General features: G+C 64.4%; 17 protein-coding genes. 11 read left to right on the plus strand and 6 right to left on the minus strand.

The genetic code is table 11. The annotated features are described in order from the left end of the window. Nucleotides 1–17 precede the first annotated feature (17 nt). On the plus strand, nt 18–194 hold the full coding sequence (locus HKD46_RS04815) for a hypothetical protein (RefSeq protein WP_010672653.1): 177 nt from the start codon (nt 18–20) through the stop codon (nt 192–194). Nucleotides 195–295: 101 nt separating this feature from the next. Here HKD46_RS04815 and HKD46_RS04820 read toward each other — a convergent pair whose 3' ends face one another. After that, complete coding sequence (locus HKD46_RS04820) at nt 296–817, minus strand: GNAT family N-acetyltransferase (protein ID WP_049637292.1); 522 nt, start codon at nt 815–817, stop codon at nt 296–298. 139 nt (nt 818–956) lie between these two features. Between HKD46_RS04820 and HKD46_RS04825 the strand changes: the two genes are divergently transcribed. After that, nucleotides 957–1,220, plus strand: a complete 264-nt coding sequence (locus tag HKD46_RS04825; RefSeq protein ID WP_039040440.1) for a hypothetical protein — start codon at nt 957–959, stop codon at nt 1,218–1,220. A gap of 74 nt (nt 1,221–1,294) precedes the next feature. Further along, nucleotides 1,295–2,140 carry a neutral zinc metallopeptidase gene (locus HKD46_RS04830; RefSeq protein ID WP_171864974.1) on the plus strand — a complete coding sequence of 282 codons (846 nt, stop codon included), beginning with the start codon at nt 1,295–1,297 and terminating at the stop codon, nt 2,138–2,140. A gap of 60 nt (nt 2,141–2,200) precedes the next feature. On the opposite strand, the gene HKD46_RS21290 is transcribed toward HKD46_RS04830, so the two are convergent. Then, nucleotides 2,201–2,545, minus strand: coding sequence for an HAD family acid phosphatase (locus HKD46_RS21290; RefSeq protein ID WP_311697492.1), 345 nt, complete (start codon nt 2,543–2,545; stop codon nt 2,201–2,203). Continuing rightward, nucleotides 2,542–2,679: a hypothetical protein gene (locus HKD46_RS21295; protein ID WP_235673799.1), complete on the minus strand. Its 138-nt coding sequence runs from the start codon at nt 2,677–2,679 to the stop codon at nt 2,542–2,544. The genes HKD46_RS21290 and HKD46_RS21295 overlap by 4 nt, the downstream gene beginning before the upstream one ends. 172 nt (nt 2,680–2,851) lie before the next feature. On the opposite strand from HKD46_RS21295, the gene HKD46_RS04840 reads away from it, so the two are divergent. Genes HKD46_RS04840 through HKD46_RS04860 form a run of 5 tightly spaced genes read left to right on the plus strand, consistent with a single transcriptional unit; the run spans nt 2,852 to nt 9,348 of the window. Beyond that, complete coding sequence (locus tag HKD46_RS04840; protein WP_171864975.1) at nt 2,852–4,072, plus strand: PAS domain S-box protein; 1,221 nt, start codon at nt 2,852–2,854, stop codon at nt 4,070–4,072. 17 nt (nt 4,073–4,089) lie between these two features. Then, nucleotides 4,090–4,464: an anti-anti-sigma factor gene (locus HKD46_RS04845; RefSeq protein WP_171864976.1), complete on the plus strand. Its 375-nt coding sequence runs from the start codon at nt 4,090–4,092 to the stop codon at nt 4,462–4,464. A 6-nt stretch (nt 4,465–4,470) separates the two neighbouring features. Then, nucleotides 4,471–5,541, plus strand: coding sequence for an ATP-binding SpoIIE family protein phosphatase (locus tag HKD46_RS04850; protein WP_171864977.1), 1,071 nt, complete (start codon nt 4,471–4,473; stop codon nt 5,539–5,541). Continuing rightward, nucleotides 5,542–8,208, plus strand: a complete 2,667-nt coding sequence (locus HKD46_RS04855) for a response regulator (protein ID WP_171864978.1) — start codon at nt 5,542–5,544, stop codon at nt 8,206–8,208. Nucleotides 8,209–8,217: 9 nt separating this feature from the next. Beyond that, nucleotides 8,218–9,348 (plus strand): HD-GYP domain-containing protein, encoded by a 1,131-nt coding sequence (locus HKD46_RS04860; RefSeq protein ID WP_171864979.1) that lies wholly within the window; start codon nt 8,218–8,220, stop codon nt 9,346–9,348. Here HKD46_RS04860 and HKD46_RS04865 read toward each other — a convergent pair. Beyond that, complete coding sequence (locus HKD46_RS04865; RefSeq protein WP_171864980.1) at nt 9,345–10,019, minus strand: adenine nucleotide alpha hydrolase; 675 nt, start codon at nt 10,017–10,019, stop codon at nt 9,345–9,347. The two genes, HKD46_RS04860 and HKD46_RS04865, sit on opposite strands and share 4 nt — an antisense overlap. Before the next feature lie 154 nt (nt 10,020–10,173). On the opposite strand from HKD46_RS04865, the gene HKD46_RS04870 reads away from it, so the two are divergent. The 3 genes from HKD46_RS04870 (at nt 10,174) to HKD46_RS04880 (ending at nt 12,696) form a co-directional block, all read left to right on the plus strand. Then, nucleotides 10,174–11,490 carry an MFS transporter gene (locus tag HKD46_RS04870; RefSeq protein ID WP_171864981.1) on the plus strand — a complete coding sequence of 439 codons (1,317 nt, stop codon included), beginning with the start codon at nt 10,174–10,176 and terminating at the stop codon, nt 11,488–11,490. A gap of 120 nt (nt 11,491–11,610) precedes the next feature. After that, nucleotides 11,611–12,333: a MarC family NAAT transporter gene (locus HKD46_RS04875; protein ID WP_171864982.1), complete on the plus strand. Its 723-nt coding sequence runs from the start codon at nt 11,611–11,613 to the stop codon at nt 12,331–12,333. Nucleotides 12,334–12,492: 159 nt separating this feature from the next. Next, nucleotides 12,493–12,696, plus strand: coding sequence for a hypothetical protein (locus tag HKD46_RS04880; RefSeq protein ID WP_171864983.1), 204 nt, complete (start codon nt 12,493–12,495; stop codon nt 12,694–12,696). 109 nt (nt 12,697–12,805) lie between these two features. Here HKD46_RS04880 and tldD read toward each other — a convergent pair whose 3' ends face one another. Then, nucleotides 12,806–14,254: a metalloprotease TldD gene (gene tldD / locus HKD46_RS04885; RefSeq protein WP_171864984.1), complete on the minus strand. Its 1,449-nt coding sequence runs from the start codon at nt 14,252–14,254 to the stop codon at nt 12,806–12,808. A gap of 57 nt (nt 14,255–14,311) precedes the next feature. Beyond that, nucleotides 14,312–15,118 carry a carbon-nitrogen hydrolase family protein gene (locus HKD46_RS04890; protein ID WP_171864985.1) on the minus strand — a complete coding sequence of 269 codons (807 nt, stop codon included), beginning with the start codon at nt 15,116–15,118 and terminating at the stop codon, nt 14,312–14,314. Between the last annotated feature and the right edge of the window lie 194 nt (nt 15,119–15,312).

Below are 15,312 nucleotides of genomic sequence, written 5' to 3' on the forward strand. Positions count from 1 at the left end.
TTATATAGAGAAATACCATGATGAAACACGTACAGATACGCAAACCCCTGCGTCGCAGCAAACCCATCAACCTGCCCGTGCAAGAGCACGACGACGATGCGTTCCTGATCCAGTTCAGCACCCGCTTCAGCGGCGGCTTCGCCATCTCCTGTGATGGTATCGCCGGCGAGTTCTCCATCGAAGAGCTCAACTGACTTTGCCTACCCAGGCAGCGCCCGATGCAGACAGGCCGCAACTCACGGCGGCCTCCTTGCCTGACGTCATAGTCTGCATGGCCCCGCTCCCAGAGCGGTGGCTAGACCCCGCAAGTCTCCTTGTCCGGCGCCTCCAGCAGCAGGCACTCCTCCTCGCCGGCCCCCAACCTGACCCGTTTGCCCTGACTCAGCCCCAGCTTGGCGAGTAACCGGACCGAGCGCTCATTGCCCGGAGTGACGATGGCGACCACCCGCTCGATGCCGAGCCGTTCGCGGCCATCTGCCATGGCCGCCCGCGCGGCTTCGATGGCATAGCCCTGACCACGCCAGGCGGGCAGGAAAGCATAGCCGATGTCTTCACAGGGCAGGGTATCGCGCTTGATCAGACCGCAGATGCCGAGCCTGGCCCCGTCTTCCCGCCGCACCACCAGATAGAGTCCGTGACCGTGGCGGGCATAACTGACAGCAGGCCCCTGCTGGATATAGTTTTCGGCATCCGCCAGGGTACGCACCCCGCGATCGCCGATGTAGCGGTGAAAATCGCCATCGTTGAGCAGTTCGAGAATGAAGGGGGCATCGACAACGGTCAGTTCGCGCAGTTCCAGGCGCTCGGAGAGGATCATGACATGGGCTCGTTCGGCAGAGAGAGTGTCCAAGACTGCTCCCGCCCCGCTTCCTTGGCAAGACCCGGACGATATTTTCGCCCCGGGAGCCGCGTCCCCGCTATACTGCCCACCCCATGGAACAGGCAGGAGAACGGCCATGACCGATACCCCCGAATTTTTTGATGAAGAGACACTGCTGGAGATGGTGGAGAACCAGCTCGCCGACGGCCATCCCCTCCAGGTGAAAGCGACCCTGATGCGCCTGGTGATGAAGGGCACCCCGCGGGAAGAAGCGCTGCAATACATCGCCTGCGCCCTGGGCGCCGAACTCATGGCCATGGAAGCCGAACAGGGCCCCTTCAACCTCGTCCGTTACGGCGAGTTTCTCGACAGCCTGCCCGAGATGCCCTGGGCCGAATGACCCGGGCCGATTAGGCAAGCCCCGGCGCCAGCCATTATCATTACTGCCACCACCAATGACGGGAGTATGGGGATATGCGCTGGCAAGATCGCCGTGAGAGCAACAATGTGGAAGACCGACGCCAGCAAGGCGGGGGCAGCGGCCTGCCCATCGGTGGTAAGGGGCGCCTGATCCTGCTGGTGGTGGTCATGGTGGCGGGGTACTACGGCGTGGACCTCGGCCCCCTGCTGCAGGATCCGGCCCCGCAGAGCCAGCCCCAGCGTCAGAACTCGTCCCAGGCTGCAAACGATCCCCTCGCCCGCTTCACCTCGGTGATGCTCGCCTCCACGGAGGACGCCTGGGGCGAGATGTTCCAGCAAAGCGGCAACCACTATCAGGCCCCCAGACTGGTGCTCTATCGCGGTGCGACCCGCACCGGCTGCGGCCAGGGGCAGTCGGTGATGGGGCCCTTCTACTGTCCGGCCGACAGCACCGTCTACATCGATCTCTCCTTCTATCAGGACATGCGCGACAAGCTGGGGGCCGACGGCGACTTCGCCCAGGGCTATGTGATCGCCCACGAGGTGGGCCACCACGTGCAGAACCTGCTCGGTATCTCCACCAAGGTGCGCCAGCAGCAACAGGGGCTGAGCCAGGTCGCCCAGAACCGGTTGTCGGTCAAGCTCGAACTCCAGGCGGACTGCTTCGCCGGGGTCTGGGGCCACTATATGGAAAAAGAGCAGGTGCTGGAGCGTGGCGATCTGGAAGAGGCGCTCAATGCCGCCCAGGCCATCGGCGACGACAGGTTGCAGCAGCAAGGTCAAGGCCGGGTCGTTCCCGACAGCTTCACCCACGGCACCTCGGCCCAGCGCCTCGCCTGGTTCAAACGCGGTTTTGACAGCGGCAAGCCCGCCAGTTGCGACACCTTCGCCGCCCGCTAGACGCCCAAAAGAAGGGCCGGAACCTGACAGGATCCGGCCCTTTTGCCATGCATGGGAACCTCAGTACAGGGAGTTGACGATCACCTCCTCCTCCCATGCGCCAGCCAGCGGCAGGGGTAAGTAGGTGGAGTTGGCCGAACGGCCGGTGACGAAGTAGATGTGATCGCCGCGCGGGAAGTGCATGGCGATGAGCGCCTTTCCCACCTCTTTCGGCACGCTGAACGCGTCCCAGCCGTTGCTCATCTTCTCCCAGAAGGCCGGATTCTTCAGGTAGCTCTCACCATTGGGGGAGAACGCCTGCTTGCCGCGATAGCACCCCGGGCTGGAGAAGAGCAGGGTGTCGTCGATGTCGAAACCCACCGCCATCGGCAGCAGCCCATCCAGGCTCCTGGCAATCTGCGTCACCGACACCCAGTGAAAGGGGCCTGCTGGGCCAGGCTCACCGCAATGACACCGGCGGGGCTGGTCGGGATTTCGACTGCCACGGCGGGCAGGGTCAGGCTGGCGACAACCAGGGCAAAGCGGGGCGATAATGACATTAATCCCGATATAAGGTGTTCATGACGAACTCTCCAGGCCCAAGCCCCCCCTACCAGCAGGCTCTTTCGGCACTTCTTGTCCCCCGCTCTCGCCCCGGTGGGCTATAACTGCTGTACGCCTTCTAATGGCATTCAAATCAATTGCACCATTGCACCATTTACCGGAGATGCCATGGACGTGCACACCGCAGCTGCCCATTCGAATACTGTCACTCCCGCTTCATCCCAGGCCAGACTGGAGGCCGTCGACCAGCTGATGGCCCGGCTCGAGATCGCGCCAGACGGATTGATTCTGGATGCCAACCCCCGCTTTCTCGCCATCATGGGATACCAGCTGGCCGAGCTCAAGGGTCAGCACTACAGCATGCTGTTCCCCTCGGAGGCAGAAGAATCCGCCGACGAAGCCGCCCGTTGGCAGGCGCTGCGAACGGGGCAGGCACAGGAGGGAGAGTTTCGCCGCCGGGATCGGCAGGGGCGGGACATATGGCTGCGAGGCAGTTGCAGCCCCCTGCTGGACGAACAGGGCGCGCTGGTTCAGGTCATCGAATACACCATGGACCTGACCGAACAGAAACAACTGAACGCCAACTTCGAGGGGCAGCTCAACGCCCTGAGCCGGGTCATGGGCAAGGTGGAGTTTTCACTGGATGGCATCATCCTCGATGCCAATGCCCGCTTCCTGGAGACAGTGGGCTATCAGCTGGAAGAGCTGAAGGGCCAGCACCACAGGCTGCTGATCGATCCCGACTACGCCCAGTCGGCCGACTATCGCACCTTCTGGGAAACCCTGCGCCGCGGTGAATTCCTGGCGGGAGAGTTCTGCCGAATCGGCAAACAGGGTGAAGAGATCTGGATCCAGGGCTCCTACAACCCGGTGCTGGATCTCACCGGCAAGCCCAGCAAGATCGTCAAGTTTGCCACCGACATCACAGCCCAAGTAGAACAGCATCACCAGCTCAAGCGCGCCATGGAGGAGGCGGAAGAGGCCGCCAGGGTGCGCGAGGAGCTGCACAAGTCGCTGCAGGAGATGTCGACCCCGGTCACCCCCATCTGTGACGGGATCCTGCTGCTGCCGCTGGTGGGGATCATCGATTCCATGCGTACCGCCGACGTGATGAACAAATCGCTCACCAAGATTGCCGAGACCCGGGCCCGGGTCTTCGTACTGGACATCGCCGGAGTCGCCACCGTGGATACCGGCGTCGCCAACCAGCTGATCAAGATCACCAAGGCGACCCAGTTCATGGGGTGCGAGGCCATCATCTCCGGCGTCTCGCCCGCCATCGCCCGCACCATGGTGGAGCTGGGGGTCTCTGTCGGCGACATCCGCACCACGGCGACCCTGCGGGGTGCCTTCGAGATCGCCCTCAAGCGGGTCGGATCCACCCTCTAGGCCTCTAGGAGAGATGCATGCTGCTCAACAATGATCTGGGCATCGCCGACGTGGCCGACTGCATCGTGGTCAGCATGCGCCCCGACCTCGGTGACGAGGGCATGCAGCAACTGATGCAGGCCCTCTCCCAGCGGCTGATGCTGGGCCGCCAGCACGCGGTACTGCTCGACTTCTCCGGGGTCATGCTGCTCGATCACCACGAATTCAGGCAGGTACGCAAACTGGCCGAGGTGTGCCGCCTGCTCGGTGCCGTCTGCCTGCTGGTGGGGCTGAATGCAGGGATCGCCGCCTTCCTGGCGCTGGCCGATGCCGAGCCCGGGCCGCTGCGCTGCTTTCTCGACATGGACGATGCCTTCGCCCATGTTCGCAGGACGCTCAAGGATGAGGACTAGCGCATCATGCAGTTGGAACAGAGCCTTCAAGAAGCCAGCTACCCGCTGCGCCACGACATCGACCTGCACCTGACGGTGATGGCGGTACGCCGCCTCCCCTTCATCGCCAACCTGTCCGAGGTGGACCGTGCCATGCTCTCCACCGTGGTCTCCGAGCTTGGCAGCAACATCCTGAAATACGCCGAGCGGGGGGAGATCACCCTCACCCTCCACCATCCCAGCGGGCGTCCCTGCATCGACATCATCGCCCGCGATCAGGGACCCGGCATTGGGGACGTGCATCAGGCCATGCAGGATCACTACAGCACCTCGGGCACCCTGGGGCTAGGCCTGCCCGGCGTGCGCCGCATGATGTCTGAACTCACTATCAGTACCCCGCTGGAAGGGGGAACTCTGGTGCAGGCCCGCAAGTGGCTGGGCGCGGCGCCCCTGGTATCCAGGCCAATCGCTCCCCTCGCCTGCACAGGCCAGCTGCACGCCGGCCTGCAGCTGACATGGGCCAGCGAGAACCGCCCCTGCTATCCGGAACGGGTCTCCGGTGATCTGGCCTTCATCCGACCGGGGCCGGAGGGGGTATCGCTGATCCTGATCGACGTGAGCGGCCACGGTGCCTCGGCCAACAAGCTGGTACAGGTGCTGGAGGCTGCGCTGCAGCAAACCCACGAGCAGGAACCGGCCCGCCTGTTGCAACTGCTGCACCAGCACTGCATCGGTACCCGGGGCGCCGCCGCCGGCGTGGCCCTGGTCAACGGCGAACGGGGTGAGCTGAGCTATGCCGGCATCGGCAATACCCGCATCTGCCTGCGCGGCCACGAACCCTGGCGCGGCATCTCCCGCGACGGGGTGCTGGGAGAGCGTTTCCCCACCCCCTTGCTGCAGCGCCAGCCACTCGTCGCGGGGGACGTGGTGATGCTCTATTCGGACGGTATCAGCGAATCCCTCAACCTGCGCGACGGTGCGCTGGATCTGGCCGCCGAGCCCGCCCAGCTGGCACGCCAGGTGATCGCCCACAGTGGCCGCAGCACCGACGATGCCAGCTGCATCGTGCTGCGTGTGCTGGCAGGAAAGGAGGACTAGATGCGGCAACTGATCGGGGAAACCCTGCTGTCAGGCCCGGCGGCGGCACTCACCGCCCGGCGCAAGGTGATCCAGGTACTCACCTGCCTCGACGGAACTCCCACCTTCGTGGCACCGCTGGCGGGCGCCACTTCCGAGCTGGTACGCCAGCTGGTGGCGAACACGGAGCCGCTGCAACTGCAGTTGTGGCTGGAGACTAGCACACAGGAGTTGTGGCTCTCGCTCTCGGCTGACGCCCCCATCCCCCCCGAGCCGGACGGCCGCCATTCATGTGGCATCCGATTGGTCGCGCACGCGGACAACGCCATCGCCCTGGTCTACCGCCTGCCCCGCTGGCCCGATGAACTGCTGCTGCAACAGATGCAGCAGCAGTTCGCAGAACCGACCCGGGACGAGCTGTTTGCGGTGATGCAGGCCAAGAACCAGGAGCTGGAAGTGGCCTATGAGCTGGCGGAGGGCGCAACCCGGGCCAAGAGCGATTTTCTCGCCAACATGAGCCACGAGATCCGTACTCCCATGAACGCCATCCTCGGCATGTCCCATCTCGCCCTGCAGACCCGGCTCGATCCGCAGCAGTTCGACTATGTCAGCAAGATCCAGCGTTCGGCCCAGCATCTGCTCGGCATCATCAACGACATCCTCGACTTCTCCAAGATCGAGGCCGGCAAGCTGGATCTGGAGCGGATCGAATTCGATCTCGACCATGTACTGGAGAATCTGACCACCCTGGTGGGCGAAAAGGCGGAAGCCAAGGGCATAGAGTTGCTGTTCGAGGTCGACCACCAGCTCGACACCCTGCTCTATGGCGATCCCCTTCGCCTCGGCCAGATCCTGATCAACTATGCCAACAACGCGGTCAAGTTCACCGAGCAGGGGGAGATCCTGGTCAAGGTCAGCTGCCTGGAGAAACAACCCCAGGAGGTGTTGCTGCACTGCTCGGTACAGGACACCGGGATCGGCATGAGCCAGGAGCAGCAGCAGCGGCTGTTCCAGTCCTTCCAGCAGGCGGACAGCTCCACCACCCGCAAGTACGGCGGCACCGGCCTCGGCCTCGCCATCTCCCGCAAACTGGCCGAGCTGATGGGTGGCGAGGTGGGGGTACAGAGCGAACCAGGCCAGGGCAGCACCTTCTGGTTTACCGCCCGACTCGGTAGGGGCAGGCGCAGATCCCGCTATCTGCCGAGCCTGGATCTGCGCGGGCGCCGCATGCTGGTGGCCGACGACAGTGCCAGCGCCCGCACCATCATGGCCGCCCTGCTGCGCAGCATGAGCTTTGTGGTGGACACCGCCGAGTCGGGCCAGCAAGCACTACAGATGATCGCCGGCGCCGAGCAGGAGGGACAGCCTTACGAAGTGGTATTGCTGGACTGGCACATGCCGGGGCTGGATGGCATCGAGACCGGTCGCCGCCTCATCGCCCGCGGCATGGGCCCGCGTCCCTATCGGGTCATGGTGACCGGCTACGGACGGGAAGAGGTCTTTCGCCAGGCCGATGCCGCCGGCTTTGATCGGGTGCTGGTCAAGCCCGTATGCGCCTCCGTGCTGTTCGATACCGTCATCGGCCTGTTTGGCCAGCAAACCAGTTCACTCACCTTCAAACCACCGCAGGTGACCCATCGCTACCGCTTCGACGGACTCAGGATCCTGCTGGCGGAAGACAACGAGCTCAATCAGCAAGTCGCGCTGGAGCTGCTGCGGGCGGTCGGTGCCGATGTCAGCATCGCCGGCAATGGTGCCATCGCGCTGGAGATGGTGGCCCAGACCCACTACGACCTGATCCTGATGGACATGCAGATGCCGGTGATGGATGGCCTGGCCGCCACCCGGCTGTTGCGCGAGCGGGAAGGCATCGGGCAACACACCCCGATCCTGGCGATGACGGCCAACGTCATGGCCGGTGACCGCGAACGCTGCCTCGCTGCCGGGATGGACGATCACATTGCCAAGCCCATCGACCCCGACAGGCTGTATGCGGCCCTGCAGCGCTGGGCAACCTCCTTCAGCCGCGAGGTCAACAGCACGCTCACTGCCTCACACGCATCACCCGCCACCGCCTTGCTGCCACAGCTGCAGGCGATCGGGCTCAACGCCGAGCCAGCCCTGCAACGATTGATGCATAACTGGGAGTGGTATCGGGATCTGCTGCAACGTTTCGCCCGCCAGGGGAGTCAGCCGATGGAAACCCTGCTGGCCGCCCTGCAGGCGAATGACCGGGAAGAAGCGCATCGACAGGCCCATACCCTCAAGGGCATAGCCGCAACGCTGGGGGCCGGGTCGCTGCAGGATGTCTCGGCCCGGCTGGAGAGCGCCCTCGCCCGGGGAGACGATGCCACCAGCCTGCTGCCGCTGGCCGAGCTGGGGCTGCAACAGCAGCAGCAACTGGCCGCCAGCCTGCTGACACTCCTGCCGGCCCCTGCCCCCCCCGGCTTGCCGGAGGCTACCCCCGCCGAGCTGGCCCCCCTGCTGCACCAGCTGACCGGGCTGCTGCTGGAAGACGATGCGGAAGCCTTCATCCTGTTCCAGCGCAATCAGGCCAGGCTCGCTCCCCTGCTGGGCGAGGCAGCACCGGCCATGCACGATGCCATGACCCGTTTTCGCTTCGCCGATGCCCTGGCATATCTGCAACAAGTCCGGGCCCTCAGACCCGATCTGTTCAACCAAGAGTGAGGCGCCATCATGCTCAACTTGCTGGATCCCGATACCAAACCCACCCTGCTGGTGGTCGATGACACACCGGAGAACCTCTCCCTGCTCAGCGCCCTGCTCAGCCCCCACTACCGGGTCAAGGTCGCCATCAGCGGCCAGCGGGCGCTGGAGATCCTCTCGGCCAGCACCCGGGTGGATCTGATCCTGCTCGACGTGGTGATGCCCCAGATGGACGGCTATCAGGTGATGCAGGCGCTACAGGAGATGCCGCAGGTGCGGGAGATCCCGGTGATCTTCCTGACCGCCAAGGTGGAGGAGAGTGCGGAGGCGCACGGCCTGGCGCTGGGGGCCGTCGACTACATCCACAAGCCGATCACCCCCGCCATCGTGCTGGCCCGGGTCAGAAACCACCTGGAGCTGAAAGCGGCGCGGGATCTGCTGCACGACCAGAACGCCTTTCTGGAGCAGGAGGTGGAGCGGCGCACCCGGGAGAACGAACTGATCCAGAACATCACCATCCACTCCCTCGCCTCTCTTGCCGAAACCCGCGACAACGAGACCGGCAACCATATCCTGCGCACCCAGCACTATGTGCGGCTGCTGGCGGAGACCCTCTGCGAGCATGCCCGCTTTCGTGCAGAACTGACCCCCAAGACCATCGATCTGCTGTTCAAATCGGCCCCGCTGCACAACATCGGCAAGGTCGGCGTGCCAGACCGGATCCTGCTCAAGCCTGGCAAGCTGGATGCGGACGAGTTTGCCCAGATGAAGCACCACTCCATTCTCGGCAAGGAGGCCATCGTCCATGCCGAGGAGGCGCTGGGGGTAGAGGTGGAATTTCTGCGACTGGCCAAGGAGATCGCCTGCTACCACCACGAGAAGTGGGACGGCACCGGCTATCCCTATGGCCTGCACGGTGACGAGATCCCGCTCTCGGCCCGCTTGATGGCGCTGGCCGACGTGTACGACGCCCTCATCAGCAAGCGCTGCTACAAGGCTGCCATGTCCCACCAGGAGGTGGTGCCGATCATACTGGCGGGACGAGGCAATCACTTCGACCCCGACATCACGGACGCCTTTGCCCGCATCCACCAGCAGTTCCACGAGATCGCCCTGCGTTACAACGACGACAAGGGCGAGCGGGAGTCCAATCGCGACTAGGCGGTGGCGGGCAGCAGATCGGTGAAGACGAAGCCGTCCCGCAGCACCGTTTCCCCCACCCGGATGGGCAAGGGATGCAGGAACATGGGGCCGTCCCAGGCCAGGGTGTGGAACTCCCCGTTCTCGCCGCAGGGATCCACCCCGGCGGGCAGGGCAGCCAGGAAGGCCGAGCCGAATTCATGACCACCTAACCCGGCGTCCAGCTTGCCCGGATCCAGGGTGCAGACCCTGGCCTTGAGCCCGGCGTCGATCATCGCCTGCGCCAGCTCGGTCGTGTCGCTGCCCCAGAGCGGGAAGAGCGGCGTGATGCCGGTCCCCGCCAGTTGCCGCTCCCGATAGGCGCGCACATCCTCAAGAAAGAGATCCCCGAACGCCATGTGGTAAATGTCCTTGGCCTGCACATCGGCGATGAAGCCCGTCATGATGCGCCCATACTCCTCGTTACTGCAGGGCCAGGGCAGGTCGATGGTGGTCAGCGGCAAGCCCACACACTCAGCCTGTGCCAGCAGCAACTGCTTGCGCACCCCGTGCATGGCCACCCGCTCGAACGCCTGGTTGAGGCTGGTGAACAGCCCCACCACCTCGATGGCCGGATCCTGGCGCAGGCGATGCAAGGCCCAGGCGCTGTCTTTTCCGCTGCTCCAGGAGAGCAGTACCTTTTTCTTCGTCATGATCTCTCCAGCTACTTGCCGCACCGTGCTGCAAGACAGTGTTGCGAATTGTGCGATTTACATTGCGGGACACAAAAGCATACCCTCGTGGGTGAGCGTATCCCCGCAGCACACCGGGGAGAATAACTAAAAAAACGATGGGAAACATAAGGATATGAGTAAAGTCAGCACATCGCACGACCACGGTCGCCCCCTCAATCGACAGGATTACAAGACCCTGAGCCTGGCGGCGCTGGGCGGCGCCCTCGAATTCTACGACTTCATCATCTTCGTCTTCTTCGCCGTGGTCATCGGCGAGCTGTTCTTCCCGGCCGACATTCCCGAGTGGCTGCGCCAGTTCCAGACCTTCGGCATCTTCGCCGCCGGCTACCTGGCCCGCCCCCTGGGGGGCATCATCATGGCCCACTTTGGCGATCTCATCGGCCGCAAGCGGATGTTCACCCTCAGCATCATCCTGATGGCCTTGCCGACCCTGCTGATCGGCCTGTTGCCCACCTACGCCGTGCTCGGCATCGCCGCCCCCCTGCTGTTGCTGCTGCTGCGGATCCTGCAAGGGGCCGCCATCGGCGGGGAAGTCCCCGGTGCCTGGGTCTTCGTGGCCGAACACGTGCCCGCCCGCCGGGTCGGTGTCGCCTGCGGCACCCTCACCGCGGGGCTGACCGCCGGCATCCTGCTCGGCTCCCTGGTGGCGACCGCCATCAACCGTGGCATGAGCCCGGGGGATGTGAGCGACTGGGGCTGGCGTCTGGCCTTCGTGCTCGGCGGCGTGTTCGGCATCGTCGCCATGTACCTGCGCCGCTGGCTGCACGAGACTCCGGTCTTCGCCGAGATGCAGGCCAACAAGTCCCTGGCCGAGGAGCTGCCCCTCAAGACGGTACTGCGTGAACACAAGGGCAGCGTCGTCGTCTCCATGCTGCTGACCTGGCTGCTCTCCGCCGGCATCGTGGTGGTGATCCTGATGACCCCGACCTATCTGCAGAAGGTCCACGGCATCAGCCCGGCCGATGCCCTGACCGCCAACTCCCTGGCCATCGTCGCCCTCACCCTGGGCTGCATCGTCTATGGTCGCCTGATCGATGCCATCGGCAGCGGCCCTACCTTCATCCTGGGCTCCCTGCTGCTGGCCGGCGCCACTTACTCCTTCTACCACAGCCTGGCAGCCGGCACGGATCAGCTGGTGCCCCTCTACATGCTGGCGGGCTTTGCGGTGGGGATCGTCGGCGCCGTGCCCTACGTCATGGTCAATGCCTTCCCGCCGGTGGTGCGCTTCTCCGGGCTGTCGTTCTCCTACAACGTGGCCTACGCCATCTTCGGCGGCCTCACCCCCATGCTGGTCACCCTCTGGATGAAGGAGGACGTGCTGGCCCCCTCCCACTATGTGGTCAGCCTGGCCGCCCTCGGTTTCGTGCTCGGCATCTGGCTCTGGCTGCGCCAGCGCGGCCAACGCCAGGCCACCCCGCAGGCCGCCTGATCCTTCCCAAGCAAGCCCCGCACTGTCGGGGCTTGTTCTTTGCGGATATCATCGACCGGGTGGCGGTCCGCTGCGGACCTGCCAGCTCACCCCAATCCGTCCACCTGCCCGAGGTCCACTATGTTCTTCCAAGTCGTCTTTCTCGCCTTGCTGGCCCTGCTGCCCATGGTCAACCCGCCCACCACGGCCACCCTGCTGCTGGGACTGAGCAAGGGCATGTCCCGCGAGCACATCCGCCGCCAGATCAACATGGCCGCCCTCTATCTGTTCGCCACCCTGTGCGTCAGCTTCTTCATCGGATCCTCCATCCTGGATCTGTTCGGGATCTCCATTCCCGGCCTGCGCCTGGCCGGTGGCCTCATTATCGCCTTCATCGGCTTTCGCATGCTCTTCCCCTCGCCGAACCAGTCTGCCGGGGTCGAGGCCAACCAGAATATCGCCTTCGTGCCCCTCACCATGCCCAGCATGTGCGGACCCGGCACCATGGCGCTGGTGATCAGCGGCGCGGCCCAGATCGCCGAGCTGCCGGCCGAGGCCGATCGCGTCGTCATCTATGCCGCCATGGTCACCGCCTTCGCCCTGATGAGCCTGATCAGCTGGGGTGTGCTCAAGCTGGCAGATCCCGTGTGCAAGATCCTGGGTGCCACCGGCATCGACGCCATGACACGCATCATGGGTTTCCTGCTGGTGTGCATGGGTATGCAGTTCTGCATCAACGGCGTCAAGGAGGTGGCGCAGGATCCCGTCTTCCATGGCCAGGTGATGGAACAACCCGCTGCCGCCTTGCCGTCCCATGCCGGATCCACCGCCTTCGATCATCTCGCCGTGCCGCGCCAGCCCTGATTGAAAACGGTGTCATTTTTCGTGCAAATCCCTCCTGATCTTGCGCCTGATCATATTGCCTTCATCTTGATGGGGTAGTCTGGTTTTTGTACAGGCAGGGTTCAGAAGGTTGCCGCTAGCGTGGCATGTGCTGAGCCCATTACTTGAGGAGATATGCAAATGGAAAAGATGCTGACCGAGATTGGAAGCTACAGCCTGTTTCATGAGTATCTGAATGTGGTCGGTGCCGCCAGCCCCGCGCTGACCCGGATCAAGACAGAATGGGAGTTCAAGCGAAAGGATCGCCTGCTCGCCCAGATAAGGGTGGATGACCACGGCCACGCCCGCTTCTTCATCGACGCCCGCGCCATCTCGGTCAACTGATCCGAGCCCCCTTCACCAGCCCCGGCCCTGTCCGGGGCTTTTTGTTGCCTTTTCTCCGGCCAATAAAAAACCCCGGCACTGGGCCGGGGTTCGAGAGGGCGAGTGAGCCTTACTGGGTACCGCCCACGGTGAGCTGATCCAGCTTGAGGGTGGGCTGGCCGACGCCGACCGGCACGCTCTGCCCCTCCTTGCCGCAGACCCCGACCCCGCGATCCAGCGCGAGATCACGGCCCACCATGGAAACCTGGCTCATCGCCTCGGGGCCGTTGCCGATCAGGGTCGCCCCCTTGATGGGCGCGGTGATCCTGCCATCCTCGATGAGGTAGGCCTCGGAGGCGGAGAAGACGAACTTGCCGGAGGTGATGTCCACCTGACCGCCACCGAAGTTGGGGGCGTAAATGCCCTTCTTCACCGAGGCGATGATCTCCGCTGGATCGTACTGACCCGCCAACATGTAGGTGTTGGTCATGCGCGGCATCGGCAGGGCGGCGTAGGATTCGCGGCGGCCGTTGCCGGTGAGCGGTACCCCCATCAGGCGGGCGTTCTGCTTGTCCTGCAGGTAACCCTTGAGGATGCCGTTCTCGATCAGCACGTTGTAGCCCCCCGGCGTCCCCTCGTCGTCGATGGAGACAGAGCCGCGCCGACCCGGCAGGGTGCCGTCATCGACGATGGTGCAGTGTTTGGAAGCCACCTGCTCGCCGATGCGCCCGGCAAAGGCGGAGGAGCCCTTGCGGTTGAAGTCCCCTTCCAGACCGTGACCCACCGCCTCGTGCAGCAGCACACCGGGCCAGCCGGCACCGAGCACCACCGGCATGGTGCCGGCCGGGGCGTCGATGGCCTCCAGGTTGACCAGGGCCTGACGCACCGCTTCGCGCACATAGCCAAACGCCCGGCTCTCGAGCCCGTCCAGCTCGAGGAAATGGTCGTAACCGAAGCGGCCACCGCCCCCCGCGCTGCCGCGCTCACGGCGATCCCCCTTCTCGGCGATGACGGTCACCGAGAGGCGCACCAGCGGGCGCACGTCCGCGGCCAGGGTGCCATCGGTGGCGGCCACCAGGATCTCTTCATAGACCCCGCTGATGGAGGCCATCACCTGATTGATGGCGGGATCCAGACTTCTGGCGAACTTGTCCATCTGCTCCAGCAGGGCAATTTTCTGCTGCTTGTCGAGGGTCTGCAGGGGATCCAGCACCGGGTAGAGCAGGTTTGCTTCGGTGCGAGCCCACGCCTTCACCTTGCCCTGCGCACCGGCGGCGGCGATGCCGCGAGCGGCAGTCACCGACTGTTGCAGCGCCAGTAGGCTCAGCTCGTCCGAGTAGGCGAAACCGGTCTTCTCGCCGCTGACGGCGCGCACCCCCACCCCCTGATCGATGTTGTAGCTGCCATCCTTGACGATGCCGTCCTCCAGCATCCAGGACTCGTGCCAGCTGCGCTGGAAATAGAGGTCGCCGAACTCCACCTGATGGCTCATCAAGCTGCCGAGCAGCTGTTGCAGCCGCCCTTCGTCGAGATCGTTCGGGGCCAACAGGGAGGCACTAACCTGGCTCAATAGACTCAAATCTTTCTCTCCACTCTCATGCGAGATGTCGTAACGGTTAAATCCACGGCCGCGGGCTCACAACAGGCGGGCGTGTTGCAGCACCGGCATGGTGCGTTTCAATTCATCGACCAGGGCCCCATCCAGCGGCGCCAGCACAGTGCCCTGCCCCGACGCCCGACAGGCCAGCACCCGGCCCCAGGGGTCGATCACCATGCTGTGGCCCCAGGTCTGACGCCCTGTCTCGTGGGTGCCCCCCTGGTTGGCGGCCACCACGTAGCACTGGTTCTCGATGGCACGGGCCCGCAGCAGGGGCTCCCAGTGCGCCTCGCCGGTGACGGCGGTAAAGGCGGCAGGCACCAGCAGCACCCGGGCACCGGCCCGGGCCAACTGGCGGTACAGCTCGGGAAAGCGCAGATCATAACAGATAGAGAGGCCGAGGGGACCAAAGGGGGAGTCCACCAGCACAGGCTGATCACCCGGGCTGAAGGTCTCCGACTCCCGGTAGCGGCCGTGATTGTCCGCCACATCCACGTCGAACAGGTGGATCTTGTGGTAGTGGCCCTTGCGCTCGCCGTCGGGATCGAACACCAGGGTGCTGGTGTGGATGTGGTCGGCATCGGCGATGGCGGTGGGCATGGCCCCGGCCACCAGCCAGATGCCGTGGGATTTGGCCCAATCAGAGAGTTGCTGCTGGATTGGGCCATTTCCCAATGGCTCTGCCCCGTCCAGATACCCCTGCCGCTCGCCAAAGAGGGCGAAGTTTTCCGGCAGCAGCACCAGCAAGGGGCGCTCCCCGGGCAGACTCGCCAGCTCGGCGGCGATCCGCTCCCGGTTATCCTGCCAGGTTCGACCCGATATCAACTGCATGGCGGCTAGCCACATGACGCGCTCCTTCTGTTGGACGAGCCGGTGGCACAAGGCCTTCTCGGCTCGCAGGCAATATCCGCACTCTTCTGTTGGGCGAGCCGGTGACCGGTGACGGAAGGCCTCCTCGGCTCGCGGGGCAATATCCGCACTCTTCTGTTGGGCGAGCCGGTGACCGGTGACACAAGGCCTTCTCGGCTCGCGGGCAATAT

It is taken from the genome of Aeromonas sp. TW 6, from assembly GCF_013168745.1.
Lineage (GTDB): Bacteria > Pseudomonadota > Gammaproteobacteria > Enterobacterales > Aeromonadaceae > Aeromonas > Aeromonas caviae.